We start from the raw sequence: 23,036 nt of genomic DNA, 5'->3' as shown, positions 1-23,036 counted from the left end.
TTTGGAGGGTGAAATGAAGAATTTGATAAAAGCTGTTATCTTTGACTTGGATGGCGTAATCGTTTCCACGGATGAATATCACTACCTTGCCTGGAAACGTATGGCTGACGAAGCAGGATTGTATTTTGACAGGGATATAAATTCTGCCTTGCGGGGGGTCAGCCGCTTAGAAAGCTTAAACATTATACTGTCCCGGCAGAACCGCCATGCGCCAGAAGCGGATAAGTTACGGCTGATGGATAAGAAAAATGGATATTATAAAGAGTATCTGGAACGCTTAAGTCCTACTTTTGTCACAGAAGACACGGCAAATACTTTATCGACCCTTCGTAAACGCGGATTTATGTTAGCCATTGGCTCTTCCAGCAGAAATGCACGGTTTATATTGGAGCGAATCGGATACGGAGATTTTTTTGATACGGTTGTTGATGGCAATGATATAAGCCGTTCCAAACCCGACCCGGAGGTGTATCAGCTGGCGGCAAAGCGTCTGGGGATTCTACCGGAGCAGTGTATAGTAGTGGAAGATTCGGCGGCTGGAATTGAAGCGGCTTTCGCCTGCGGCATGAGGACGGCGGCCGTGGGTTATGCGGCGGAGACAGGATGCGGTGATTGGAACTTTGACAAATTGTCGGAACTTGTGTTGAAAGTAGTGTGAGTAAAAGAGTGAAAGAGACTTAATAAATGTTAGGTCTCTTTTTTAAATGTATGTTTTACCAGCTGCCATCACTGCATGCAGGACTGTCAAAGAACACATTCAAGCTGGCTGCTATGATGAAGCAAAAGAGGAGTGGTGAAAAGTAGAGGCTGATGGGCATATGGATATGTATATATTGTAACCTTACAATAAAAGTTAATATTTTTAAAAAGAAGGAAAAATCTACTAAAATACAATTCGATAATTATTAAAATAATACAAAATTTTATTTATAATAAAAATATAATTGACAAATTATACAAAAATATGTTAAGTTACAATTAGTTAAAGTTAACTAAAGTTGAGATTTTGGAGAAGAAGATGATGAAAAAACGTAAGGTTTCCATGCAAAGTATTGCAGATGAACTGAAAATCAGTAAGGTAACGGTGTCCAAAGCTCTGAATGATAAAGAAGGAGTGGGCGAGGAATTAAAGAATAAGATTAAAGAGGCTGCTTTCAGACAGGGATATATTATGCCGGTTCAAGAGGAAACTGAACGAAAGAAGATTGGCATCATCATGAATGGACGCTTTATCTCAGAAGGTGGCGGCGGGGCTATTTATATGCGCATGTATGAGAAAATTGTCAGAGAGCTTGGCCGCTATAATTATTCCACCATGATGCTCACACCCAGCCCTGCAACTATTTACGATGATATTTCTATGATGAAGAAGGAAAATCTTTTTAAGGGGATTCTCGTTTTGGGTCTTTTAGATCAAGAGGTACGTGAACAGGTTAAGGAAATTGATATTCCCAAGGTTTACGTGGATATCTATGACCGGACGCACCGTTCAGATTCGGTGGTGTCCGAGAATATTTACAGCATGTACGACATGACCCGGTATCTTATCCGGATGGGTCACAGAGAGATTGGATTTGTAGGAACCATTAATTCCACTACAAGTATCACCGACCGTTATCTTGGCTTTTTACGGGCTATGCTGGAAAAAAACATGCAGTTAAGAGACGATTGGGTAATTCCTGACCGGAGTCTGGAGGGAAAAGCTGTTGATATAGAGCTGCCAAAAGAGATGCCCACTGCTTTTATCTGTAACTGTGATGAAACTGCCTTCCGGCTGACACGAACTCTGAACAATCATGGGTTTACAGTGCCGGATGATATTTCCATAGGCAGTTTCGATGATGATATTTATGCCAAGTTGACGGACCCCCAGCTTACTACCGTAGCAGTGAATGCTTCATTAATTGGAAAAGTATCTGTCAGGCAGATAATTGAAAGAATTGAAAAACCTGATAAGAAGCCCGAGACAAGGCGGATTGAGGGCGAAATCATCTATCGGAATTCAGTGAAAAATCTGAATCTGGACTGTGAGGAAAGTATTGAAAAGAGGGATAAGGTTGAAAACATTAAATAGTAACACAAAGGCAAAAAAGAGAAAGGCTACAAAAGGTGACTGGGAACTTACCCTGATGGCGATGCCCACAACCGTATGGTATATTTTATTTTGCTTTATGCCCATGTTTGGACTTATTATCGCTTTTAAGGATTATAAAATTCAGCCTGGGAAAGGTTTCATCTACAATGTTTTCCATAGCGAATGGGCGGGCTTTAAGAATTTTGAGTTTCTTATTAAATCCAATGATTTGTATGTGATATTAAGAAACACGATTGTTTACAATCTGATTTTTATTGTTATGGGCACTGCACTTGCAGTAATACTTGCCATTATGATGAATATGCTCCATAGCAGAAAAAGATCCAAAGTCTATCAGACGCTGATGTTTTTCCCTTATTTTATGTCCTGGGTTGTTGCAGCATATTTTCTGGATGCGTTTTTAAATTATGATAACGGTCTGATTAATAATATGATGCGAGATGTAGGAAATACGGCAAATCAGTGGTACATGAACAAAAATGTATGGCCATTTATTCTGGTTATCATGTATTTGTGGAAGAGTACAGGATATAACATGGTTATTTATTTGTCCAGTATTTCGGGAATTGACCAGACGCTCTATGAAGCGGCGGTGATTGATGGCGCGGGCAAATGGCAGCAGACCAGATATATTACACTTCCCAGCCTGAAAAATGTAATTATTATGATGTTCATTTTGAATGTGGGCAAGATTTTCTATTCTGATTTCGGACTTTTTTACCAGTTGTCACAGGGGGCTAAGGGCTCTATTTTCAATTCGGTTGCCACCATTGACACCTATGTGTTTAATGCATTGAAGTCAGCAACTCCAATCGGGATGACATCGGCGGCATCCTTCTTCCAGTCGGTGGCATGTTGCATTACCATTCTGGCGGCAAACGCGATTGTGAAAAAGATTGATAACGAAAGTTCAATCATTTAGAAAGGAAAAGTGAAATGAGAAAAAGAGCAGATAAAGATATGGATATGGCCGACAGCTCAACACTTAACCGCATATCACCAGCAATCAACATTAGCTTTAACGTTCTGTTCATTCTGCTTGCGTTGATTTGTATTATCCCGGTTGTTTTTGTGTTTATTATTTCCATCTCATCTGAGCAGTCCATAAAATTGAACGGATACCGCTTCTGGCCTCAAGAATTTTCGTTGGAATCCTACCTCTTTTTGTGGAAGGAAGGAAAGATGATCATAAGGGCGCTGGGCATATCGGCAGCAGTAACGGTGGCAGGAACAGCTATGGGAGTTATTCTGACCACTCTTATGGGTTATGTGCTGTCAATCCGGAAATTTAAATTCAATTCATTTTTTACCATGGTGGTATTCATTCCCATGATTTTTAATGGGGGCATGATTTCCTCTTATGTAATCAACACCCAGTTTCTACAATTGAAAAATACACTGTGGGCGCTTATTCTGCCCCTGTGTGTCAGTTCGTTTCATGTAATTATCTGTAAAACATTTTTTAAGCTGAATATTCCGGAGTCCATAGTAGAATCCGCCCAGATAGACGGAGCCAGTCATTTCACCATCTTTGCACGGATCGCATTCCCGCTTTCCAAGCCCATTGTTGCCACCATTGCATTGTTTTTGTCTTTCGCTTATTGGAATGACTGGTTTCAGTCTTCACTGTACATAACAGATACCAAATTATTTTCAATCCAATCGTTACTGGATCATATTCAGAGAAATATGGAGATGATGGCAAAGAACCCTTCGTTAGGTGTGACTTTACAGCAGTATATGAATAACATGCCGAAAGAAGGTGCGAGAATGGCGATGGCGATTATAATTATTATACCAATTGCCTGCACCTATCCGTTCTTCCAGAGATATTTTATTTCGGGACTTACGGTTGGGGCAGTGAAAGGATAGAACTTATTCAAAAAAAGAAGGGAGAGGTATTATGAAAAAGAAAAAAATATTGGGGCTTTTTACAGTAGCGGTTTTGGGGATATCCATGCTGGCCGGATGCGGAGGAAACAATGCGGCAATGAGTAACAAAGAAACAAAAGAAGCTGGTACGAAAGAAGAAAATGCAGCCGATGGCGAGGTAGTAACGGTTAAATGGATTCAGGTTGGAAATGGAATGCCGGAAAATTATGACGCCTGGCTTCGACAGGTGAATCCTTACCTGGAAGAAAAAATCGGTGTAAATGTTGAGATGGAGATTGTTCCTTGGGGTGACTGGGATAAACGGCGAAGCGTAATCGTCAACTCGGGCGAGAAGTTTGATATTCTTTTTACGGATATGAACCGTTATAATTCAGAGGTAAATACCGGAGCATTTCTGGATATTACTGATTTGCTGAAGGAAAAGACTCCTGAACTTTACCAAATGGTGCCGGAGGATTACTGGAAGGCGACCTCCATCGGCGGCAAGGTTTATGCAGTGCCAACCTACAAAGACAGCTCGTCTTCCCAGTATTTTATCTGGGATAAAGCCATTGCAGATAAATATAAGATTGATTTTGAACATGTAACAGACTATGAGAAGCTGTATGAAGCCTTAAAGGCGGTGAAGACAGGTGAGGGTTCTGCCCCCTATTATATGTCCAAGAACGGAGCTGAATTCCTTGCTACCAACTTTTTCGATCAGATAGGTGCAGGCCTTGTGCCTTTGGGTGTAAAGTACAATGATGAGACCAGGACGGTAGTAAATCCGCTGGAGGATGAAGAGGTGCTGAAAGACCTGGATATTATCCACAAGATGTACATAGAAGGCATCATCAATGGTGATGCGCCAAATGCGGATGATGCAAACAAATACAGAACTTTTTTTACTGCTCAGGGCTGGAGTGGCGCTGCAAAGAACATATGGGGTCCTCAGAATGGTATTGATGACTGTGTGGCAGTAAAATTTGGCGAAACCGTTGTGTCCAACACCACCGTTAGAGGTTCATTAAACGGCATTTCTGCAGGTTGCGAACATCCGGAGAAAGCGCTGCAGCTTCTTAATCTTATGAACACAGATCCAAAGGTAAGAAACTGGTTCTTCTATGGTGTGGAAGGTGAAAACTTTGTCTATGAAGGTGAAAAGATTAACAAACTGAATTCAAACTGGGGCATGGCCGGGTATACTCAGGGAACCTTCTTTAATGTGGGCCAGCTGGTTAGTGATGAATTTAACCAGTGGGATGAGGTAAAGGAATTAAATGCTAACGCGGCTCCTTCGGTTATGCTTGGATTTGATATGGATACCAGTGAAGTAAAAACAGAAATTGCAAATTGTACGGCAGTATATGAGAAGTATAAGGCTGAACTCTGGACGGGTGCCAGAGAACCCCGTGAATTGGTGAAGACCATGAGGGAGGAGCTGAATAAAGCAGGATATGAAAAGATTCTTGCTGCAGCTCAGGCACAGGTTAATGCCGCAAAATAAAGAGATGAAAGGGGCATGTGGAATATGCCCCTTTTGTAAAATAATAAAGCTGAGAGTGAGCGAAGACGCAGGGAGACATTATGTGGTTTATTGATAAACGGATTGAGGTTATTTGCAATCAACTGAAAGAGCTGGCAATTGTAAAAAAAGAGCCTGTCAAAGAGATTGAATATAAAAAAGGGAGATTTTTCTACCCGGAGGATGCGGATGCAGATGAGCAGCCATGGGAGAAATTTGACCATCAGAAAATGAAATGGTATGGCCCCGACGCCCATTACTGGTTCAGGGCAAATTATCAGGTGGAAGATGAGCAGGAAGGAAAGACTCTTCGGCTGGGGGTAAAAACCCAGGTTGACGAGTGGGATGACGGGAAAAACCCTCAGTTTTTGTTGTTTCTGAATAAAACAGCGATCCAGGGGCTGGATATGAATCACCGGGTCGTTCATCTCATCGATCATGCCATACGGGGGGATAACTACATCTTTGATTTACAGGCGTATACAGGTACACTTCATTCGGAATTTAACTTATTTCTTGAGATGCAGCAGGTAGATTTGTTAATTGAGCAGTTGTATTTTGATCTTTTGGTTCCGCTGCAGGCGTTTACCCGGATGGACAAGGATGACAAAATACGGCTCGACCTTGAGACGGTTTTAAACAACACCATCAACCTGCTGGATTTAAGGACGCCTTATTCCCCGGAATTTTATACTTCTGTACACAAGGCGGTGGATTATATTGAACAGGCTCTGTATGGGAAGATGTCCGGTTATCATGATGTGATTGCAAGCTGTATTGGACATACCCACATTGACGTTGCCTGGTGGTGGACGGTGGAGCAGACCAGAGAAAAGGTGGCAAGAAGTTTTTCTACGGTACTTAAATTAATGGACGAATATTCAAACTATAAATTTATGTCCAGCCAGCCCCAGCTTTATGTGTTTTTAAAAGAGCGGTATCCGGATTTGTATGAAAGGGTGAAAGCCAAAGTCAGGGAGGGGCGCTGGGAAGTTGAGGGCGGCATGTGGGTGGAAGCCGACACAAATCTGACCTCCGGCGAATCTCTGGTCCGTCAGTTTCTGTATGGGAAGCGTTTCTTTCGAGAAGAGTTCGGCGTTGAATGCCGGGAACTGTGGCTGCCGGATGTGTTTGGGTACTCCGGTTCCCTGCCTCAGATCATGAAGAAGAGCGGTATTGATTATTTTATGACCACAAAGCTTTCCTGGAATCAGGTGGATAAGGTTCCAAGTGATACCTTTCTATGGAGAGGAATTGACGGAAGCGAGGTATTTACCCACCTCATTACAACCCTCGGTGTGGGCCAGAGTGAAAACAATTTTTTTACCACTTATAATGGGATTTTGCATCCTGATGCCATTATGGGTGGGTGGAAACGTTATCAAAATAAGGAATTCAACAATGATATTCTGATTTCTTATGGCTACGGAGACGGAGGAGGAGGCCCCACAAGGGAGATGTTAGAAACCTCTAAGCGCATGGAAAAAGGAATCAGGGGAATTCCCAAGGTGGAACAGAAATTTACCAGACAGTACTTTGATGAGCTGTATGTGCGAGTAAAAGATAACTGCCGTCTGGAGACCTGGGAAGGGGAACTTTATTTTGAGTATCACCGGGGAACCTACACCTCCATGGCACGAAATAAGCGGGCTAACCGCAAAAGCGAAGTGATGATGATGGATGCTGAATTTTTCCTGACTTTATGCGCTCTGAAGGGGGGGAACTATCCGTCAGAAGAGCTGGATCAGTTGTGGAAGACAATACTTTTGAATCAGTTCCATGATATTTTACCGGGAACTTCCATTAAGGAAGTGTACGAAGTGACCCGGAAAGAGTATGAGGAAATTAAGCAGACTGGTGGGCAACTGATTCAGCAAAGCCTTGATTCGCTGTGCAGGCAAAGGGGTAAAATAACCGTGTTTAATACATTGTCCTTTGACCGCAGTGATGTAGTAAGTCTGCCCAAAGAGGTGACAGGAAGCCTTAAGGATGCAGAGGAACATACTTATCCCATTCAAGAAGGAGAAAGTAACAACTTAGTATATCTGGAGCATCTTAACTCCAAGGGGTATAACACCTATACGAATGAGCCGGAAAAAAGCGGGGACGTTACCGCCCGGATTTCCGGTGATGGTTCCCGTTTTGAAACGCCATTTTACCGGGTGGAGATGGATCAGGCGGGAATGTTTACCTCCATTTATGACAAAGCTGCCGGGCGTGAGCTGGTCCAGGAGGGCAGGCGCGCAAATCAGTTCCGGATGTTTGAAGATAAGCCTATCTATTATGACAACTGGGATATTGACATTTTCTATACGGAAAAAAGCTGGGTTGCTGATGAGGCGGATCAGTTCGAATGGCTGACCAACGGCCCGGTAAGCGCGGTGCTTAAGATAAAGAGAAGAATAAGCAATTCTATGATTGTACAAAAGATAAGCTTTTACAGACATGCAAAGCGCATAGACTTTGATACTTATGTGGACTGGAAGGACAGCCAGTGTCTGCTGAAGGTAGAATTCTCTCTGGATATTCATTCGGATGAAGCGGCATTTGACATTCAGTTTGGAAATTTAAAGCGCAAGGTGCATCAAAACACCAGCTGGGATAAGGCACGGTTTGAAAGCTGCGGACATAAGTGGGTGGATTTATCAGAAGGCCATTATGGCGTCAGCGTATTAAATGACTGTAAATATGGACACTCGGTAAAGAATGGATGTGTATCCCTGACGCTGATTAAATCCGGTATTGAGCCGAATAAGACCACCGATCAGGAGGAGCATTTCTTTACCTACTCGCTCTATCCCCATGAGGGAAGCCTTTACGACGGTAATACCATTAGGGAGGGCTATAAGCTGAATTATCCGGCTCACGTTGTACTTGCGGGAGCACCAAAGGAACAGGACAGCTTTTTATGGACAGACCGGAAAAATGTGATTGTGGAGACAGTGAAGATAGCGGAAGATAAAAATGGTATCATCATCCGGCTGTACGAAAGTGAAAACACAAAGACTACGGCAACGCTTACCTTTGGCATGGATCACCGGCTGTTTACGGTGAACGAGTGCAATCTCATGGAGGAACCGGTTGAGGGTGCGGTAGAGAAAACAGAGAACGGGTTTACCTTTACCATCAAGCCCTTTGAGATTAAGACTTATAGAGTGAATCTGGATAAGTGAGGAAGAAAACATGAACGGGCCCTTTCAAAATCAAAGCCTTGTGCCTATAAGGATGGGGAGGCAGTTTTAGATGAATAAAATATTATTAAATCAGGGGTGGAGACTGGATTATGAAGGAGAGACGTTAAATACGCAGATTCCTTTTTCCCTCTATTGCGATTTGCTGAACCATAAGCGTATCGATGATCCCTTTTACCGGGATAATGCAACCCTTCTGACAAGCTTGTCGGAAAAGGATTATACCTATCGGAATGACTTTGCATTTATAGAAGAAATCGACGAGAGAAAGCAGTACTTTTTGCATTTTGACCGGGTAGACACCATTTCTAACGTTTACTTAAATGATATCCATGTGGGATATACCGACAATATGTTCTATACCTTTGAGTTTCCTGTGAATCACGCACTGAAAAAGGGAACAAACCATCTGCGGGTGGAATTTGAATCCCCCATTCACTATATGAATGAGCAGATTGAAAAAAATGGAAGAATCCCCTGCAACACCGATACTTTGGACGGATTTCCCTATCTAAGAAAATCCAGCTGCATGTCCGGCTGGGACTGGGCGCCCCGCCTGCCTGACATGGGGATTTATAAGGAAGCATCTATTGTGGTGGTGGAAAAGGGACGTCTGTCCAATGTCCATATCCGCCAGCAGCATATGGATGGGCGGGTTACCTTAAACCTGTTTACCGAGCATGAAATCAATGGAGCGATGACCGGAGACGTAGATAAGATAGAGACGATCGTAAGGATTACCGACCCTGAGGGCAGGCTGAATATCTATGAGAACAACCCGGATAACATAGAAATTGAAAATCCCAGACTTTGGTGGCCCAACGGTCTTGGGGATCAGCCTCTTTACCAGGTGGAGGTTGAGTTTTATATTGGAGGAGAACTCCAGGATGTGTATCGCACACGCATTGGTCTTCGCACCATGACTATGGCGGTTGAGAAGGATGAGTGGGGAGAGAGCTTTGCCCATGAAGTAAATGGAGTTAAGGTTTTTGCCATGGGGGCGGATTATATTCCCGAAGACTGCCTGGTTCCCCGGGTAAACAGGGAGACAACAAAGAAATTGCTGACCCAGTGTATACGGGCCAACTACAATGCAGTCCGGGTATGGGGCGGCGGTTACTATCCGGATGATTACTTTTTTGATCTTTGTGATGAAATGGGACTGATCATTTGGCAGGATGGCATGTTCTGCTGCTCTACCTATCTGCTGACTCCGGAATTTGAGGAGAATATTACAAAAGAACTGGTTCAAAATGTGAGAAGGCTGCGCCATCACGCCTGTCTGGGGCTCTGGAGCGGAAATAATGAGCTGGAAGAGCTGATCCTTGCAGGAGAGTATGGAAGCTTTGAGGAAACTGTGTCTCTGCGCGCAGATTACATCAAGATATTTGAATATATCATTCCTAAAATCATTAAGCGGGAAGATCCGGACACCTTCTACTGGCCTTCAAGCCCTTCCTCAGGAGGCGGTTATGATTTTCCCAATGACCCTGATCGCGGAGATGCACATTACTGGGCGGTATGGCACGGGTTCAAGCCTTTTACGGAATACCGCAAACAGATGTTTCGCTATGCTTCGGAATTTGGCTTTGAAGCAATGCCGGCGTATAAGACCATTGAAAGATTTACCGGCGAGGAGGACCGGAATTTATTCTCTTATGTGATGGAGCGCCACCAGAGAAGTAATATGGGATATGCCAAGATGATGAACTACATGGCTCAGACCTTTTTATATCCCACCGATTTAAAAACATTGGTTTATGCATCCCAGTTAATGCAGGGAGAAGCCATGAAGTATGGGGTGGAACATTGGAGGCGTCACCGGGGGCGTTGTATGGGAGCTATTGTATGGCAGTTAAATGATTGCTGGCCGGTAACTTCCTGGTCATCCATTGACTATTTCGGACGCTGGAAAGCGCTTCATTATTATGAGAAAAGGTTTTTTGCTCCGATTATGATTTCCTGTGAAGAGGAGGGGCAGCTTTCCCAGAATCCAAATATTAACACACGTCCTTATCCGTTAGAGAAAAGCTTTCGCTTAAATGTGGCCAATGAGACGATGAATGAGCAGTTGGTGAAAGTGCGATATTCTCTGCGCAATACCAAATCAGAAATAATTGGAAAAGAAATGATCGTTGAAAGAAAGGTCTCTGCAATGAGCACCATATGGCTGGATAAGGTGGATTGTTCGGAGGTCAGTCTTTATGAGGATCATGTACACTTTGCCTGTGAACAGGACGGAGTGGTGATTTCTGAGGGGACAGCCATTTTTACCATGCCCAAATTCTACCGCTATGAACAACCGGAGCTTTCATGGCGCATGGATGGGCCAGACATCATCATTACGGCAGGGGCATATGCCAAATCGGTTGAGATTCTCAATGAAAATGAGGATCTGGTTCTTACCGATAATTATTTTGATATGGAGGCAGGAGAAAAGCGGGTGAGCATTATCAGCGGTTCGCTTAAGGGACTGCGTCTGAGAAGTGTTTATGATATCCGGTAAATAACACATGTTTATTGCGGAGACAGAGCGCGGGGACTGGAATTTTGGCAACGAAACTTGTGGTGAAAGTGGTGTGAGTAAAGTAGTTTATAAACAAAGAAAATCGGTGCGGGGACTTGTGTCCTGGCATCGATTTGTCTGCTAACTTATCTCTTTGCGGGCTATACAACGGTTCTTAAATACAATTCTATCAGCAAATCTGCCTGAATCATAAGAAATGTCCGGGAAGTAATATCATAATTTTTATACATATTAACGGATCCTGTCCGCCATAAATTCCAGGTCTGAAATATCGATCATATTTTATTTCTGCAGGCCTTCTAAAATTGAAAGCGCAATTTTTTTATCAGAATTAATGCCCAGCCTATAATTAGCCAATACAACAGAAGCGGCTTTTTTGCCTTTATCTATCGCCAGGTAAGAACTGAAGCAGCCTGTTCCTCCGCCATGTTCCATGATATTGTTATTCTCCTGGCGCAGCCACCAAGCAAGTCCCATCTCATAATTTTGGGGCCCTCTTCCGTGTTTTTGGTGGCAGAGCATGAAATAAGGCTTTTCCTCATACATATTTAACTTTGCATAAGCCAGCAGATCTTCTGCCGTTGAGCTAATGGCTCCGGCCGGGGCTATAAGGTTATGTTTGTCCCAATGCCAATTCCCTAACTTCTGATTTTTTGTGCCAAATCCAAGTAAATTTTTATTATGATTCGTACCTAAATAAGTATGGCTTAAACCAAGTTCATCAGATAAAAAATCATTCATGGTATCCCAATAGCCTCTGCCGGAAACGACACCTGTTGCATAACCAAGCAATGAATATCCAAAATTAGAATATTTCCATTTATAGTCTGTATCGCTTAACCTGCTTTTGTGGATAAGCATTTTCATTTTGTCTAAATCCATTCGCAGTGGATTTACTCCCTGATTTTTTCCCAATATCATATCGATAGTCAAATTTAAATATTCTCTTTGGCTAAAAGGATATATGAGGGAATACCCCGCCGTATGGGTAGCAATACGCCGTAATGTGGGATAGTAGTTATTTGCATTCAGCCCTGCAATATATTTCTGAATGGAATCATTTAACTGCATTTTATTTTCAAAAATATAGTTTGACAGAAGAGAAGCCGTAAAAGTTTTTGTTATGGAGCCGATTTCATATGTGTGGCTCTCAGCGGCGGTCTCACCATGTTCACCAAAAACTCTAATCGCAGTATTCCCTTCTTTAAAAAAGCCTACAGTCAGCTTGATATGCTTTTTTCCATTGCAGGTTTTATTGATTAAGTCCATTGTCTGTGAATCCAATTGAAACATCGCAATTCCCCCTGTTTCAGCGATCTCTTCTTCGCCTAAATTCTTCTAAAGCTCTTGTCTGTAAGTCGGAATAATCGCCTTCTATACGATGGCCTGCGTCGTCTTCAAAACCAGAAAATTCCTCCCCGTCAAAGCAGTGAAGCTTTATTAACAACTGCCATAATGTTTCCAATTCTTTTTCGTTAAATCCATGAAAGATATCCGCCATAAAGACAGTGCCGCTTTCCGCACTTTCTACCATTGCCTGTAAACCAGATTCCGTTACCTTAATATTCACAGCCCGTTTATCAATATCGCTGCTTGATATTGCTATATAGCCTTTTTTCTCAATGGTGGTGAGCAATTGATTCGCGTTTTGTTTAGTAGTGCCCAATTTTTTAGCTATATTTTTAACTGTTGTTTCCTCTTGTGGTAAATGCAGGATCGCCAGTATAGCCATGTACTGTCTTGCAGTTAGTTTCTTGAAATATTTATCAGCCTGTTTTTCAAGTTTATTGGAGGCAGACATAAGCGTTGCATACGCTTGCTGCATCAAAAAAAGTTCTTGTAGTTCTTTCGAGTAGTCCACAGCGACCTCCTGGTTTATTGATTAGTCAATATATTGACTAGTTTCAGTATATCAAAATGCTGGTTATTAGTCAATGTATTGTCTATTTATTTTTATTATATATTGAACCCGGTGATAATATTGGCAATAAAAGGCATGATACACTATGCACATGGGAATAATACGTTCGTATGCCCTATGATCAATCCAAACTATAGTCTTAAGAAATTCTTAATGATTTATCATGGAAAAAATCAAAATCAACCCAATACATAATGGTAAAATCATACATAACTGACTTTAAGAGAAAGGAATTAAAATCTATGCAGGAAAAAATACTTGTCGTTGATGACGAGCATGAGATTTCAGATTTGATAGAACTCTATTTACAAAATGAAAATTATTCGGTATTTAAGTTTTATACCGCAAAAGAGGCTCTTGCCTGCATTGAGACTACGGAGCTTGATATTGCTATTTTGGACATCATGCTGCCGGATATGAGCGGATTTGCACTTTGCCAGAAGATTAGGGAGAAGCATGCCTACCCGATCATCATGCTGACAGCCAAGGACCAGGAGATTGATAAGATTACCGGGCTCACCCTGGGAGCTGATGATTATATTACAAAACCGTTTCGTCCGTTGGAGTTGGTAGCGCGGGTAAAGGCACAGCTGCGACGCTATAAAAAGTACAATTCGGCTCAAGCAAATGCATCCGGAGAAAATGTTATTGTGCATTCCGGTTTGGTGTTGAATAGCAGCACCCATGAATGCCTTTTGAATGAAAAACCACTGGACCTTACGCCCACCGAGTTCAACATTCTTCGTATTCTTTTAGAACGAAAGGGAAAAGTAGTCAGCGCGGAAGAACTTTTTCGCGAAATCTGGAAAGACGAATATTACACGAAGAGCAATAACACCATCACCGTCCATATCCGCCATTTACGTGAAAAAATGGGGGATACTGTGGAGAATCCACAATATATCAAGACAATCTGGGGAGTGGGGTATAAAATTGAACTATAATTTGCAGAAAGCATCCGGATACAGAAAGTTCAGGCAAAAGATGCTTTGGCAGCTAATTCTTATGGCTGTTTTATCATTTTCAGTGATCGTCGTAATCTATATGATGGTTTGGAAAGGCAAAGTAGGCGACCTGCTGGTAAAATTTTTTCAAAGGGTCTTGCACATGACGCAAGAAGAAGCATTTACCGCCTATCACTATGTGTTCCGCTATAACTTTGGACTTTTTTTCCTCGGTGCTGCGCTTATCGTATTTTTTCTGTTGCTGTTCATTTTTCTCCAGAGGTTCACCCGATATTTTGATATAATTAATCGTGGGATTGATGCACTGGTATCAGAACAGGATGAGTTCATCCAACTCGTTCCTGAAATGGCCGCCATCGAGGAGAAGCTGAACACTGTCCGCAAGACTTTGTCTGACCGTGCTTACCGTGCACAGGAAGCAGAGCAGAGGAAAAGTGACCTCATCATGTATCTGGCTCACGATATACGGACGCCACTCACTTCTGTGATTGGTTATCTAAGCCTGTTGGACGAGGCCCCGGACATGCCGTTGGAGCAAAAGGCTAAATATGTCCATATTACATTGGAGAAAGCATACCGGCTGGAAAATCTGGTAAATGAGTTTTTTGAAATCACCCGCTATAACTCGCAACAGATTAAGCTTGATAAACAAGTAGTTGATTTATACTATTTGCTGGTTCAAATGGCGGACGAATTTTATCCGGTTCTTGCCCCTAAAGGAAATACCATAGCGATCCACGCAGATGAAAATCTGACTGCTTATGGAGATCCCACACAGTTGGCTCGTGTGTTCAATAACATTCTGAAAAACGCGGTGGCGTACAGCAATCCCTATTCGGAAATCTCCATTTCCGCAGGGGAATTTAATCATCAGGTGGTGATTACGTTTCGAAATCAGGGAACGACGATCCCTGCTGAAGAGTTATCCTCTATTTTCGAGAAATTCTACCGGCTGGACAAAGCCCGCGCCTCGAATACGGGTGGAGCTGGTTTGGGATTGGCCATTGCAAAAGAAATCATAACTATGCACGAAGGAACGATAATGGCGGATAGTAAAGACGGTATTACGGCCTTCACGGTATCTCTTCCGGTTACGAATTAGTAAAATATCAATCGGATTTTAGGCTTTTCTTAGGAATTAAACAACTCCATATTAAAATACAGGAAGCTCCTGTTTGGTAAGATATTTACCAGCAGGAGCTTCTTGCATCCGATTCATTAAAAGGAGAGAACTTAATTATGATGGTTAATTGCAATAATAATTTTAGAGGCTATGAAAGGAAAAGAACGTTGAAACAACATTCACGCATTAGAAAGATCCATATTATATTACGGCTGATCTCAGTGGCAGCGGTTATCGGCCTGCTCTGGTACTGCATCAATGGATTGAACTTGAAAGAAGTTTCGCCCGAACCCATTTTATCCGTTGGGACGGGCAGTTTCAACGTTAGTTCAGCCGACACCTCCAAAAATGATACCGACGAGACTTCATGGAGCCTGATTTTAGTCAATCGCTGGAATGCGATTCCAGAGGATTACGTCGTAGATATAACCGAATTATCAAATGGACAAACTGTTGATACACGGATATACCCAGCACTTCAGAAGATGTTTGATGCAGCAAGAGCTGACGGTGTTTATCCCGTGGTCGCTTCTGGATATCGAACGGCTGAAAAACAGCAGAGCTTAATGGAAGAAAAAATTGCCGCGTTTAAAGAGGAAGGATATTCCGCTTCCCAAGCAAAAGCTGAAGCGGAAACATGGGTCGCCATTCCCGGCACAAGCGAGCATCAATTAGGAATCGCAGTGGATATCAACGCGGATGGGGTTAAATCAAACGGAAGTGAAGTTTATAAATGGCTGAAACAAAACGGTTACCGTTTTGGATTTATCCTTCGCTATCCGCCAGATAAAATAGAAATCACTGGTGTCAGCAATGAGCCATGGCATTATCGCTATGTAGGGATTAAAGCAGCCGCTGCAATGCACGATCAAACCCTCTGTCTTGAGGAATATTTGAGAGAAAAAAATTGAAAAGAATGCTGCACGGCGACAGCGTGGAGAAGATTCATCTTGATGCTGTGTTCCCTGTACTGAATGGGAAGAACGGTGAGGACGGAATCTGGAATTTGTGTTCCGGCCAATGCGCCAGGCTCTGCGGCACAACGTGCAAGAGCTTCAAGCTCGCCTTAACTTTATGATACCGGTCCCATAAAATGAGTAAATAAGTGGAGTATGGTTTTACATTAATAACGATAAAAATAAAAAAATGACCAAAAATATTAAAAAATTAGAGTTGACATGTAAAAAATGCTATGATAATATGGAAATACAATATGAGGGACCGGTACCACAAGCGAAAAAGAAGTACAAGGAGAATGATATGCTGACAATTCATGAAGTGGCAGAACTGGCAGGTGTTTCGAAATCAACTGTATCCAGAGTTTTGAATAATAATGGCTATGTAAATGAGGAGACCAGGCGCAGGATTGAGAAAATCATACAGGAACATCAATATAAGCCATCCGCAGCAGCGGTCAGTCTTTCCAAGCAGGTCGGGAGTACAATCGGTGTGGTTATCCCTGAGATCGATAATTCTTTTTTCGGAGAAGTTTTAAAGGGAATTAATGAAGTAGCTGATCAGAATGGTTTTTCTATCATCTATTGCGACACACAAAACAATGGTGATAAAGAACTGAAGGCATTATCAGCCTTAGAGCAGCAGCGGGTCCGGGGAGTTATTATTACACCGGCCATGGGCTATGGCGATAGAGAATCTGTGGATAAGTTAAAGAATGCTTTGGCGAAACTGGATGTACCTGTAGTAGTTGTAGATAGAGATTTTGATTATTCTCAGTGGGATACGATCTACTTTCAGAATTACGAGAGCGGTTATATTGCAACGGAAAGTATGATTAAGGCTGGGAATACAAAGATTGGCATCATTCAAGGTGATATGCAGCTTAAAATAGCGCGGGAGAGATTCCGGGGATATCAGGATGCTATGGCGGCAAATGGTTTGGAGGTTCCGGAGCAGTATGTGCTGAAGGGGGATTTTACGATAGAGACAGCATATGCACTTACCAGAAATATGATAGACAGCAAAGAACTTCCTGAAGGCATGGTTACTTGTAATAACCGTACCAGTATAGGGTTTATTAAAGCAATGATAGAGAGCGGTATTGTCCTTGGGAATGATATTGCAGTTGTAGGAATAGATAATGTCCCGATGCTGGACGTGCTGGGTTTTCCATTCAGCTGTGTATCCAGGGATACGATTGAGATGGGACGCATGAGTATGAAGCTTCTTATGGAACGGATGAATAAGCCGGATGTACAAAGAAGTATTTGGGTGGCCCCCTGCAGGCTGGAGCTGAATGGCTCGGAAAAAACAAACCGATAAAGTTTGTTTTTTTTACCAAATGTGGGAGCGGTTCCACATTTGAAATACATCGTATATATTCATGGGAGAGACGTCATCCCGGATGTATAAATAAAATTATATAATGAATGAGAGGGATTTATTATGAAGAAACGAGCTTTAGCACTGATGATGGCGGTCATGATGGCAGGAACACTGACTGCATGCGGCGGAAATTCAACCGCAAAGTCCACTGGGGCGGCTCCGGCGGCAACAACGGCAGCAACAACGGCGGCAGAAAGTGAAAAGCCGGAAAAACCAGAGGCAAAATCAGGTCCTTACAAAGTGACGGTTATTATCAAAGCAACAGATTCTTCCTACTGGCAGACGGTATTGCTTGGAGCGAAGGCAGCAGCAGCTGAGAGCAATGGAGAGATTGAAGTGACGACTGCAGGTCCGGCATCTGAGACGGGAATTGATGAGCAGGTTACGATTTTGGAAAATGCGATTTCCGCAAAACCGGATGGCATAGTCATTGCATCCATCAGCTCTGAGGCAACCGTTCCGGCGGTGGAGGAGGCAGTGGCTGCAGGGATACCCGTTGTAACTGTAGACAATAAATTAGCAACAAATGTTTATACCCAGCATCTGGCAACCGATCATTACGCAGCTGCATCAACGGCTGCTGAGAAAATGGTGGAGCAGTGGAAAGAGGCAGGAATAGACCCGGCAGGTAAAAAGGTCGCAGTGATCAGTGCAGACTCCGGTTCTGCCGTTAATCAGGCACGTTGTGAGGGATTTGCAGATAAGGTGAAAGAACTGGTTCCTAATATTACAATGATAGAGACCCAGTATTGTGACAACGATATTGCAAAAGCACAGGATGCAGTTGACAATCTGATTCTCGCAAACTCAGATCTGATTGGAATCTTCGGAGATAATAACCACATGGGAGATGGCATTGCGAATTCGATTGCACAGAATGAGAAGTCCGGAAGTATCATTGCCTATGCATTTGACTCTGATGACACGGAAATCGAAGCAATTAAAAATGGTGCATTAACTGGAATCGTTGTTCAGGATCCATTCGGAATGGGATATGAAGGTGTACTTTCCGTAATTGCATCTTTAAAAGGTAAGAATGTTGAACATGATGTTGTAGCGGCTACGACTCTGGTAACCAAAGACAATTTGGACGTGCCAGATGTGCAGAAGCTGCTGTACCCGGGCAAATAATAAAGGTCAATTGCCTAAAGTTTATGGAGGTTGGCAAATGCAGGAACAAATAACACCCATTGTCTCCATGAAAGGAATTGTAAAGGAGTTTCCAGGTGTACGCGCTCTTTCCGGCGTAGACCTGGAGCTCCTTCCAGGAGAAGTGCATGCACTGGTAGGTGAGAATGGTGCGGGTAAATCCACAATTATTAAAATACTGATGGGGGTCTATGCCAAAACAGAGGGAGAAATCTATTTAAACGGTGAGAAAAAAGATATCAAATCCCCTTTTCATGCACAATCACTGGGATTGGGGGCAGTGTATCAGGATGTGAATCTGGCACAGCATCTTTCTGTAGCTGAGAACTTCTTTATGGGGCAGCTGCCCAGATCAAAATTTGGTACCGTAGATTATACCCGCATGTATAAAGAAACAAAAGAAACACTGGACTCCATCGAAGTGCATGTGGATCCCAAGGCGATTATCAGAACGCTGTCAGTGGCGCAGCAGGAGATGGTAGCAATTGGAAAGACCATGCATCAAAAGGCAAGGGCGGTCATTTTTGATGAACCGACAGCACTGCTGACAGCAGATGAGACGAAACAGCTATTTGGAATTATCGATAAGCTGAAACAAGACGGCGTAGGAGTTTTGTATATCTCACACCGTATGGAAGAAATATTCAGTATCTGTGACCGGGCAACTGTTTTAAAGGACGGATGCCTTGTGGGAACAGTTGAGATTGAAAATACGGATGAAGACCACTTAATTTCCATGATGGTGGGAAGAAATGTAAATGATATGTATCAGATAGAGCACGTACAACCGGGTGAGACGATTCTTAAGGTAGAGAATATTTCAAGGGGAACATCCTTTCAGAATGTCAGCTTTGAGGTGAAGCGCGGCGAGATCTTTGGCATGTTTGGTTTGGTGGGTTCAGGACGGACTGAAATTGTGAGAGCGATTTTCGGTGCCGATGCCAAAGATTCGGGAAAAGTGACCTTTATGGGGAAACCGGCGGATTTCACCAGACCAGTTCAAGGAATCCAGTCTGGAATCGCACTGCTCCCGGAAGACAGGCGGGCTCAGGGGCTGGCACTGGGCATGTCGGTTGCAGACAATACCAATATGGTTGCAGTACGCCAAATCACTCATCTGGGAATCATGAATAAAGGCAAAGGCGAACAAATCGCCCGTCATTATGTAGAAAAACTCAGGACAAAGACACCTACGGTTTATCAGCGGGTAAAGAATCTGTCAGGAGGCAATCAGCAGAAGGTAGTTATATCGAAATGGCTGGCCCAGGATAGTGATTTGTTTATCTTTGATGAGCCCACAGTCGGCGTTGATGTGGGGGCGAAGCTTGAGATCTATAAAGTATTTGAATCACTGATTAAGGAAGGAAAGACCATAATCATTATATCCTCCTATCTTCCGGAGGTAATGGGACTTGCAAACAGAATGATGGTGATGTATGAAGGACGTCAAATGGGAATCATTACCCGGGAAGAGTTTACCGATGAAAACATCATGCGTTATGCATCGGGTATGAAAGGAAAGGAGTCATAGAGACTATGGCGGAGAAGAAAAAACAAAATCTGTTACTGACTCGTTTTCAGACAGAGCTGCTGTTGGTGGGAATTTTATTTGCTTTATTTTTGTTCTTTGGTGTGAAGTCGCCGGTATTTTTAAAGGTGGATACACTTATGAAGCTGTTAAAACAGGCTTCCATATATGGGATTATAGCAATCGGTATGACCTTTGTCATTACGTCATCCGGTATTGATTTGTCAGTTGGCTCAGTCGTCGGTTTATCGGGAATTGTGGTTTCCATGTGCATGGTAAGCGGGATCCCGGTCATTGTATCAATCCTCATTGCCATAGGTGCAAGTATGTTGGTTGGATTGTTTAACGGAGTCCTGGTACATAATGCAAAAGTGCCGCCGTTCATTGCTACGATGGCATCCATGACGGTTGTCAGGAATGTGATTCTGTTGATGACAGGGGCCAAAACAATATCCAACCTTCCCCAGAGTTTTACGTCATATGCATCAGGATCGGTGTTGGGAATTCCCAATATGTTCCTGACCTGGCTCGCGATTATATTCATGGGCATTTTCATTACAGGAAGAACTGTGTTTGGAAGGAATATCTATGCATATGGAAGTAATAAAGAATCTGCAAGATTAAGCGGAATCAATATCTCTTCAACGGTGTATGGGGTGTATATATTCTCTTCGATTGTCTGTGGAATTGCGGGCATTCTGATGGCAGCCCGTCTTGGCAATGGGGTACCAACTTCGGGTGTTGGGTATGAGCTTGATGCAATCGCTGCTTCTGTTGTAGGTGGTGCGAGTTTAGATGGTGGGGAAGGTTCCGTGATTGGTACCGTTCTTGGCGCTATGATCATGGCAACGCTGCGTCAGGGTGGAACATTGCTTGGAATCAATTCGTTTATCATGGAAATTATTATAGGCTCGTTAATTGCAATCGCAGTTGTGATTGATAAAATGCGGAAAAGCTGATAGATGGAGGAAAAGGCTATGATTTACAAGAAGGTTGGAAAAATTGCTGAAAGAATCTCAGTAATTGGAATTGGGTGCTGGAATTTTGGAGGCGATTGGGATTCCATGGATGATAAGAAATCATCCCGGATTATTCATGCAGCGATTGAAATGGGAGTAAATTTCTTCGATGTGGCGCCGGTTTATGGCTGGGGACATTCGGAAACGGTTCTGGGAGCGGCACTGAAGGAAGGCGGTCACAGAAATAATGTGCTGATTGCATCCAAAGGCGGTCTGCTATGGAATGAGAAGCATGAGACAACGAATAATCTCTCAAAAGTGAGCCTGCTAAAAGAGATTGATGCGACATTGATCAGACTTCAGACGGACCATGTGGATATCTATCAGATGCATTGGCCGGATCAAAATGTACCGTTAGAGGAAACAGCAGAGGCTCTGGAAGAAATGAAGAGGGCCGGAAAGATCCGATATGTAGGATTGAGTAATTTTTCACAGGCAGATGTAGAAAAGATGATGGAATATACAGATGTGCATTGTCAGCAGAGTCTTTACAATATGCTCGAACGGAATACAGACAGCTATCACAACATTCCTTTGGAATATAAAACAGAAAAAGAGGTACTGCCCAATGTGCGGAAGTTCGGTCAGGCATTTTTGCCGTACAGCCCACTGTTCCAGGGGCTTCTGGCTGGGAAATTCCATTCGGGGTCAAATTTCTCTGAAAATGATATCAGGAATGCAAATCCCAAGCTGGTAGGGCCATCATTCAGACAGTATTTTGATGGCGCAGAACAGATTAAGAAGATTGCTGAAGCATATGGAAAACCAATGAATGAAGTTGCTTTTAACTGGCTGAGGCAGAAGGAAGAGGTTACTTCTATTATTGGAGGAGCTTCTACTGTGGAGCAGCTTGAACAGAATATCCAATGTACAACCTGGGATATTGATGATGAAATGATGGCAAGGATTGATAAAGTGCTGGAACCATTTGAGAATTTATAAATAGGTGCTATAAAATAGCAGAGTTATATCTTTAAATTTGCAGTTGATGCGTTAACTAAGAGCGGTAGTCTTGAAAGATAATTTCTAAAGACTGCTGCTTTTTTATATTGCGATCTATTATGCTTTATGCTACCATTATGAAAACTATGACATAGAAGCCGGAATGGTATACTAAGAGAAGTATAATTATGGAAGTGTATGTCGTTTAAAGTGATGATTGATAATTAAAATGTCATATATAACTAGTTATATATAAATAATAGGTAATGTTAAAGCGGAAGGATTCAAAAATATACAATATTCTTTAAGAGAACAGGGAGGAAGAGGCGTGAATCGAATCGAAAAAGTTCGTGAATATGTTGATACTGTACTTTTAACTATGACTGATACTACTGAAAGAAGATGTGGCTATCTGCATTTATACGGTGTTTCACAGGCTTGTACACTAATCGCATTAAAAAGAAATGAAAATGCCGAATTAGCAACTATCGCTGGAATGCTGCATGATATTTATTCATATGCAGCTATGGATACAAAAGAACATGCACATAAAGGCTCGATTATGGCGAGAGAAATTCTGTATGATTTGAAGGTTTTTACTGAAAATGAAGTTGATATTATTTGCAGTGCCATATATAACCACAGCAGCAAAGGAACGACACACTCACCGTTTGATGAAGTGTTGAAAGATGCTGATGTCTTACAGCATTGCTTATATAATCCTCTTTTTGATGTTTTGGAACATGAGAAAGCAAGGTATGAAAAATTAAAATCAGAATTCGGGTTAGGCGATTTGAAAACATTTTGCAGGGGTCTTTAAAAAATATATCTTGACA

18 protein-coding genes are annotated in these 23,036 nt (G+C 42.6%); 16 read left to right on the top strand and 2 right to left on the bottom strand.

All coding sequences use genetic code 11. The features are described 5' to 3' along the window. Positions 1-13 precede the first annotated feature (13 nt). From pgmB to AC27IJ_RS09915, 7 genes are all read left to right on the top strand, one after another. Positions 14-658, top strand: coding sequence for a beta-phosphoglucomutase (gene pgmB, locus AC27IJ_RS09945; RefSeq protein ID WP_487148613.1), 645 nt, complete (start codon positions 14-16; stop codon positions 656-658). A 360-nt stretch (positions 659-1,018) separates the two neighbouring features. Then, the gene (locus tag AC27IJ_RS09940; RefSeq protein WP_313152207.1) at positions 1,019-2,074 is read left to right on the top strand and encodes a LacI family DNA-binding transcriptional regulator; all 1,056 of its coding nucleotides are present in this window, start codon (positions 1,019-1,021) and stop codon (positions 2,072-2,074) included. A 55-nt stretch (positions 2,075-2,129) separates the two neighbouring features. Beyond that, entirely contained in the window at positions 2,130-3,017 is an 888-nt protein-coding gene (locus AC27IJ_RS09935) for an ABC transporter permease (RefSeq protein ID WP_312442414.1), read from the top strand. 14 nt (positions 3,018-3,031) lie between these two features. Further along, the gene (locus AC27IJ_RS09930; protein WP_313152206.1) at positions 3,032-3,967 is read left to right on the top strand and encodes a carbohydrate ABC transporter permease; all 936 of its coding nucleotides are present in this window, start codon (positions 3,032-3,034) and stop codon (positions 3,965-3,967) included. A 31-nt stretch (positions 3,968-3,998) separates the two neighbouring features. Continuing rightward, positions 3,999-5,474, top strand: a complete 1,476-nt coding sequence (locus tag AC27IJ_RS09925) for an ABC transporter substrate-binding protein (protein WP_313152205.1) — start codon at positions 3,999-4,001, stop codon at positions 5,472-5,474. An 80-nt stretch (positions 5,475-5,554) separates the two neighbouring features. Continuing rightward, positions 5,555-8,665: an alpha-mannosidase gene (locus AC27IJ_RS09920; protein ID WP_487148610.1), complete on the top strand. Its 3,111-nt coding sequence runs from the start codon at positions 5,555-5,557 to the stop codon at positions 8,663-8,665. Between the two features lie 70 nt (positions 8,666-8,735). Beyond that, entirely contained in the window at positions 8,736-11,189 is a 2,454-nt protein-coding gene (locus AC27IJ_RS09915; protein ID WP_487148608.1) for a glycoside hydrolase family 2 protein, read from the top strand. Positions 11,190-11,492: 303 nt separating this feature from the next. On the opposite strand, the gene AC27IJ_RS09910 is transcribed toward AC27IJ_RS09915, so the two are convergent. Beyond that, entirely contained in the window at positions 11,493-12,479 is a 987-nt protein-coding gene (locus tag AC27IJ_RS09910) for a serine hydrolase domain-containing protein (protein WP_487149042.1), read from the bottom strand. A gap of 40 nt (positions 12,480-12,519) precedes the next feature. Beyond that, complete coding sequence (locus tag AC27IJ_RS09905; protein ID WP_487148606.1) at positions 12,520-13,071, bottom strand: MarR family winged helix-turn-helix transcriptional regulator; 552 nt, start codon at positions 13,069-13,071, stop codon at positions 12,520-12,522. Between the two features lie 302 nt (positions 13,072-13,373). Between AC27IJ_RS09905 and vanR the strand changes: the two genes are divergently transcribed. From vanR to AC27IJ_RS09860, 9 genes are all read left to right on the top strand, one after another. Beyond that, a complete protein-coding gene (gene vanR, locus AC27IJ_RS09900) occupies positions 13,374-14,075 on the top strand; it encodes a VanR-ABDEGLN family response regulator transcription factor (RefSeq protein WP_312441996.1) in 702 nt (233 codons plus the stop codon). Between the two features lie 40 nt (positions 14,076-14,115). Further along, positions 14,116-15,198 carry a sensor histidine kinase gene (locus AC27IJ_RS09895; RefSeq protein WP_442913642.1) on the top strand — a complete coding sequence of 361 codons (1,083 nt, stop codon included), beginning with the start codon at positions 14,116-14,118 and terminating at the stop codon, positions 15,196-15,198. A gap of 140 nt (positions 15,199-15,338) precedes the next feature. Beyond that, positions 15,339-16,130, top strand: a complete 792-nt coding sequence (locus AC27IJ_RS09890; protein WP_312501061.1) for a M15 family metallopeptidase — start codon at positions 15,339-15,341, stop codon at positions 16,128-16,130. A gap of 349 nt (positions 16,131-16,479) precedes the next feature. Beyond that, entirely contained in the window at positions 16,480-17,499 is a 1,020-nt protein-coding gene (locus tag AC27IJ_RS09885; RefSeq protein WP_312441998.1) for a LacI family DNA-binding transcriptional regulator, read from the top strand. A 123-nt stretch (positions 17,500-17,622) separates the two neighbouring features. Beyond that, positions 17,623-18,693 carry an ABC transporter substrate-binding protein gene (locus AC27IJ_RS09880; RefSeq protein ID WP_312500850.1) on the top strand — a complete coding sequence of 357 codons (1,071 nt, stop codon included), beginning with the start codon at positions 17,623-17,625 and terminating at the stop codon, positions 18,691-18,693. A 37-nt stretch (positions 18,694-18,730) separates the two neighbouring features. Beyond that, positions 18,731-20,242 (top strand): sugar ABC transporter ATP-binding protein, encoded by a 1,512-nt coding sequence (locus AC27IJ_RS09875; protein ID WP_313152198.1) that lies wholly within the window; start codon positions 18,731-18,733, stop codon positions 20,240-20,242. 5 nt (positions 20,243-20,247) lie between these two features. Then, on the top strand, positions 20,248-21,198 hold the full coding sequence (locus AC27IJ_RS09870; RefSeq protein WP_313260249.1) for an ABC transporter permease: 951 nt from the start codon (positions 20,248-20,250) through the stop codon (positions 21,196-21,198). An 18-nt stretch (positions 21,199-21,216) separates the two neighbouring features. Then, on the top strand, positions 21,217-22,200 hold the full coding sequence (locus AC27IJ_RS09865) for an aldo/keto reductase (protein WP_487148602.1): 984 nt from the start codon (positions 21,217-21,219) through the stop codon (positions 22,198-22,200). Positions 22,201-22,528: 328 nt separating this feature from the next. After that, positions 22,529-23,020: an HD domain-containing protein gene (locus AC27IJ_RS09860; RefSeq protein WP_313260253.1), complete on the top strand. Its 492-nt coding sequence runs from the start codon at positions 22,529-22,531 to the stop codon at positions 23,018-23,020. The last annotated feature ends 16 nt before the right edge of the window (positions 23,021-23,036 follow it).

The organism is Lacrimispora sp. YZC11 (genome assembly GCF_057543815.1).
The sequence above is the reverse complement of the archived record's forward strand: the minus strand, read 5'-3'. Positions and strand labels throughout refer to the sequence as shown.

Coding starts and splice junctions, on each gene's coding strand:
- AC27IJ_RS09935 (WP_312442414.1), top strand. CDS start 2,130: ATGGCGATGCCCACAACCGTATGGTATATTTTATTTTGCTTTATGCCC.
- AC27IJ_RS09895 (WP_442913642.1), top strand. CDS start 14,116: ATGCTTTGGCAGCTAATTCTTATGGCTGTTTTATCATTTTCAGTGATC.
- AC27IJ_RS09930 (WP_313152206.1), top strand. CDS start 3,032: ATGAGAAAAAGAGCAGATAAAGATATGGATATGGCCGACAGCTCAACA.
- vanR (WP_312441996.1), top strand. CDS start 13,374: ATGCAGGAAAAAATACTTGTCGTTGATGACGAGCATGAGATTTCAGAT.
- AC27IJ_RS09910 (WP_487149042.1), bottom strand. CDS start 12,479: ATGGACTTAATCAATAAAACCTGCAATGGAAAAAAGCATATCAAGCTG.
- AC27IJ_RS09885 (WP_312441998.1), top strand. CDS start 16,480: ATGCTGACAATTCATGAAGTGGCAGAACTGGCAGGTGTTTCGAAATCA.
- pgmB (WP_487148613.1), top strand. CDS start 14: ATGAAGAATTTGATAAAAGCTGTTATCTTTGACTTGGATGGCGTAATC.
- AC27IJ_RS09915 (WP_487148608.1), top strand. CDS start 8,736: ATGAATAAAATATTATTAAATCAGGGGTGGAGACTGGATTATGAAGGA.
- AC27IJ_RS09920 (WP_487148610.1), top strand. CDS start 5,555: ATGTGGTTTATTGATAAACGGATTGAGGTTATTTGCAATCAACTGAAA.
- AC27IJ_RS09940 (WP_313152207.1), top strand. CDS start 1,019: ATGATGAAAAAACGTAAGGTTTCCATGCAAAGTATTGCAGATGAACTG.
- AC27IJ_RS09875 (WP_313152198.1), top strand. CDS start 18,731: ATGCAGGAACAAATAACACCCATTGTCTCCATGAAAGGAATTGTAAAG.
- AC27IJ_RS09870 (WP_313260249.1), top strand. CDS start 20,248: ATGGCGGAGAAGAAAAAACAAAATCTGTTACTGACTCGTTTTCAGACA.
- AC27IJ_RS09890 (WP_312501061.1), top strand. CDS start 15,339: ATGGTTAATTGCAATAATAATTTTAGAGGCTATGAAAGGAAAAGAACG.
- AC27IJ_RS09865 (WP_487148602.1), top strand. CDS start 21,217: ATGATTTACAAGAAGGTTGGAAAAATTGCTGAAAGAATCTCAGTAATT.
- AC27IJ_RS09925 (WP_313152205.1), top strand. CDS start 3,999: ATGAAAAAGAAAAAAATATTGGGGCTTTTTACAGTAGCGGTTTTGGGG.
- AC27IJ_RS09880 (WP_312500850.1), top strand. CDS start 17,623: ATGAAGAAACGAGCTTTAGCACTGATGATGGCGGTCATGATGGCAGGA.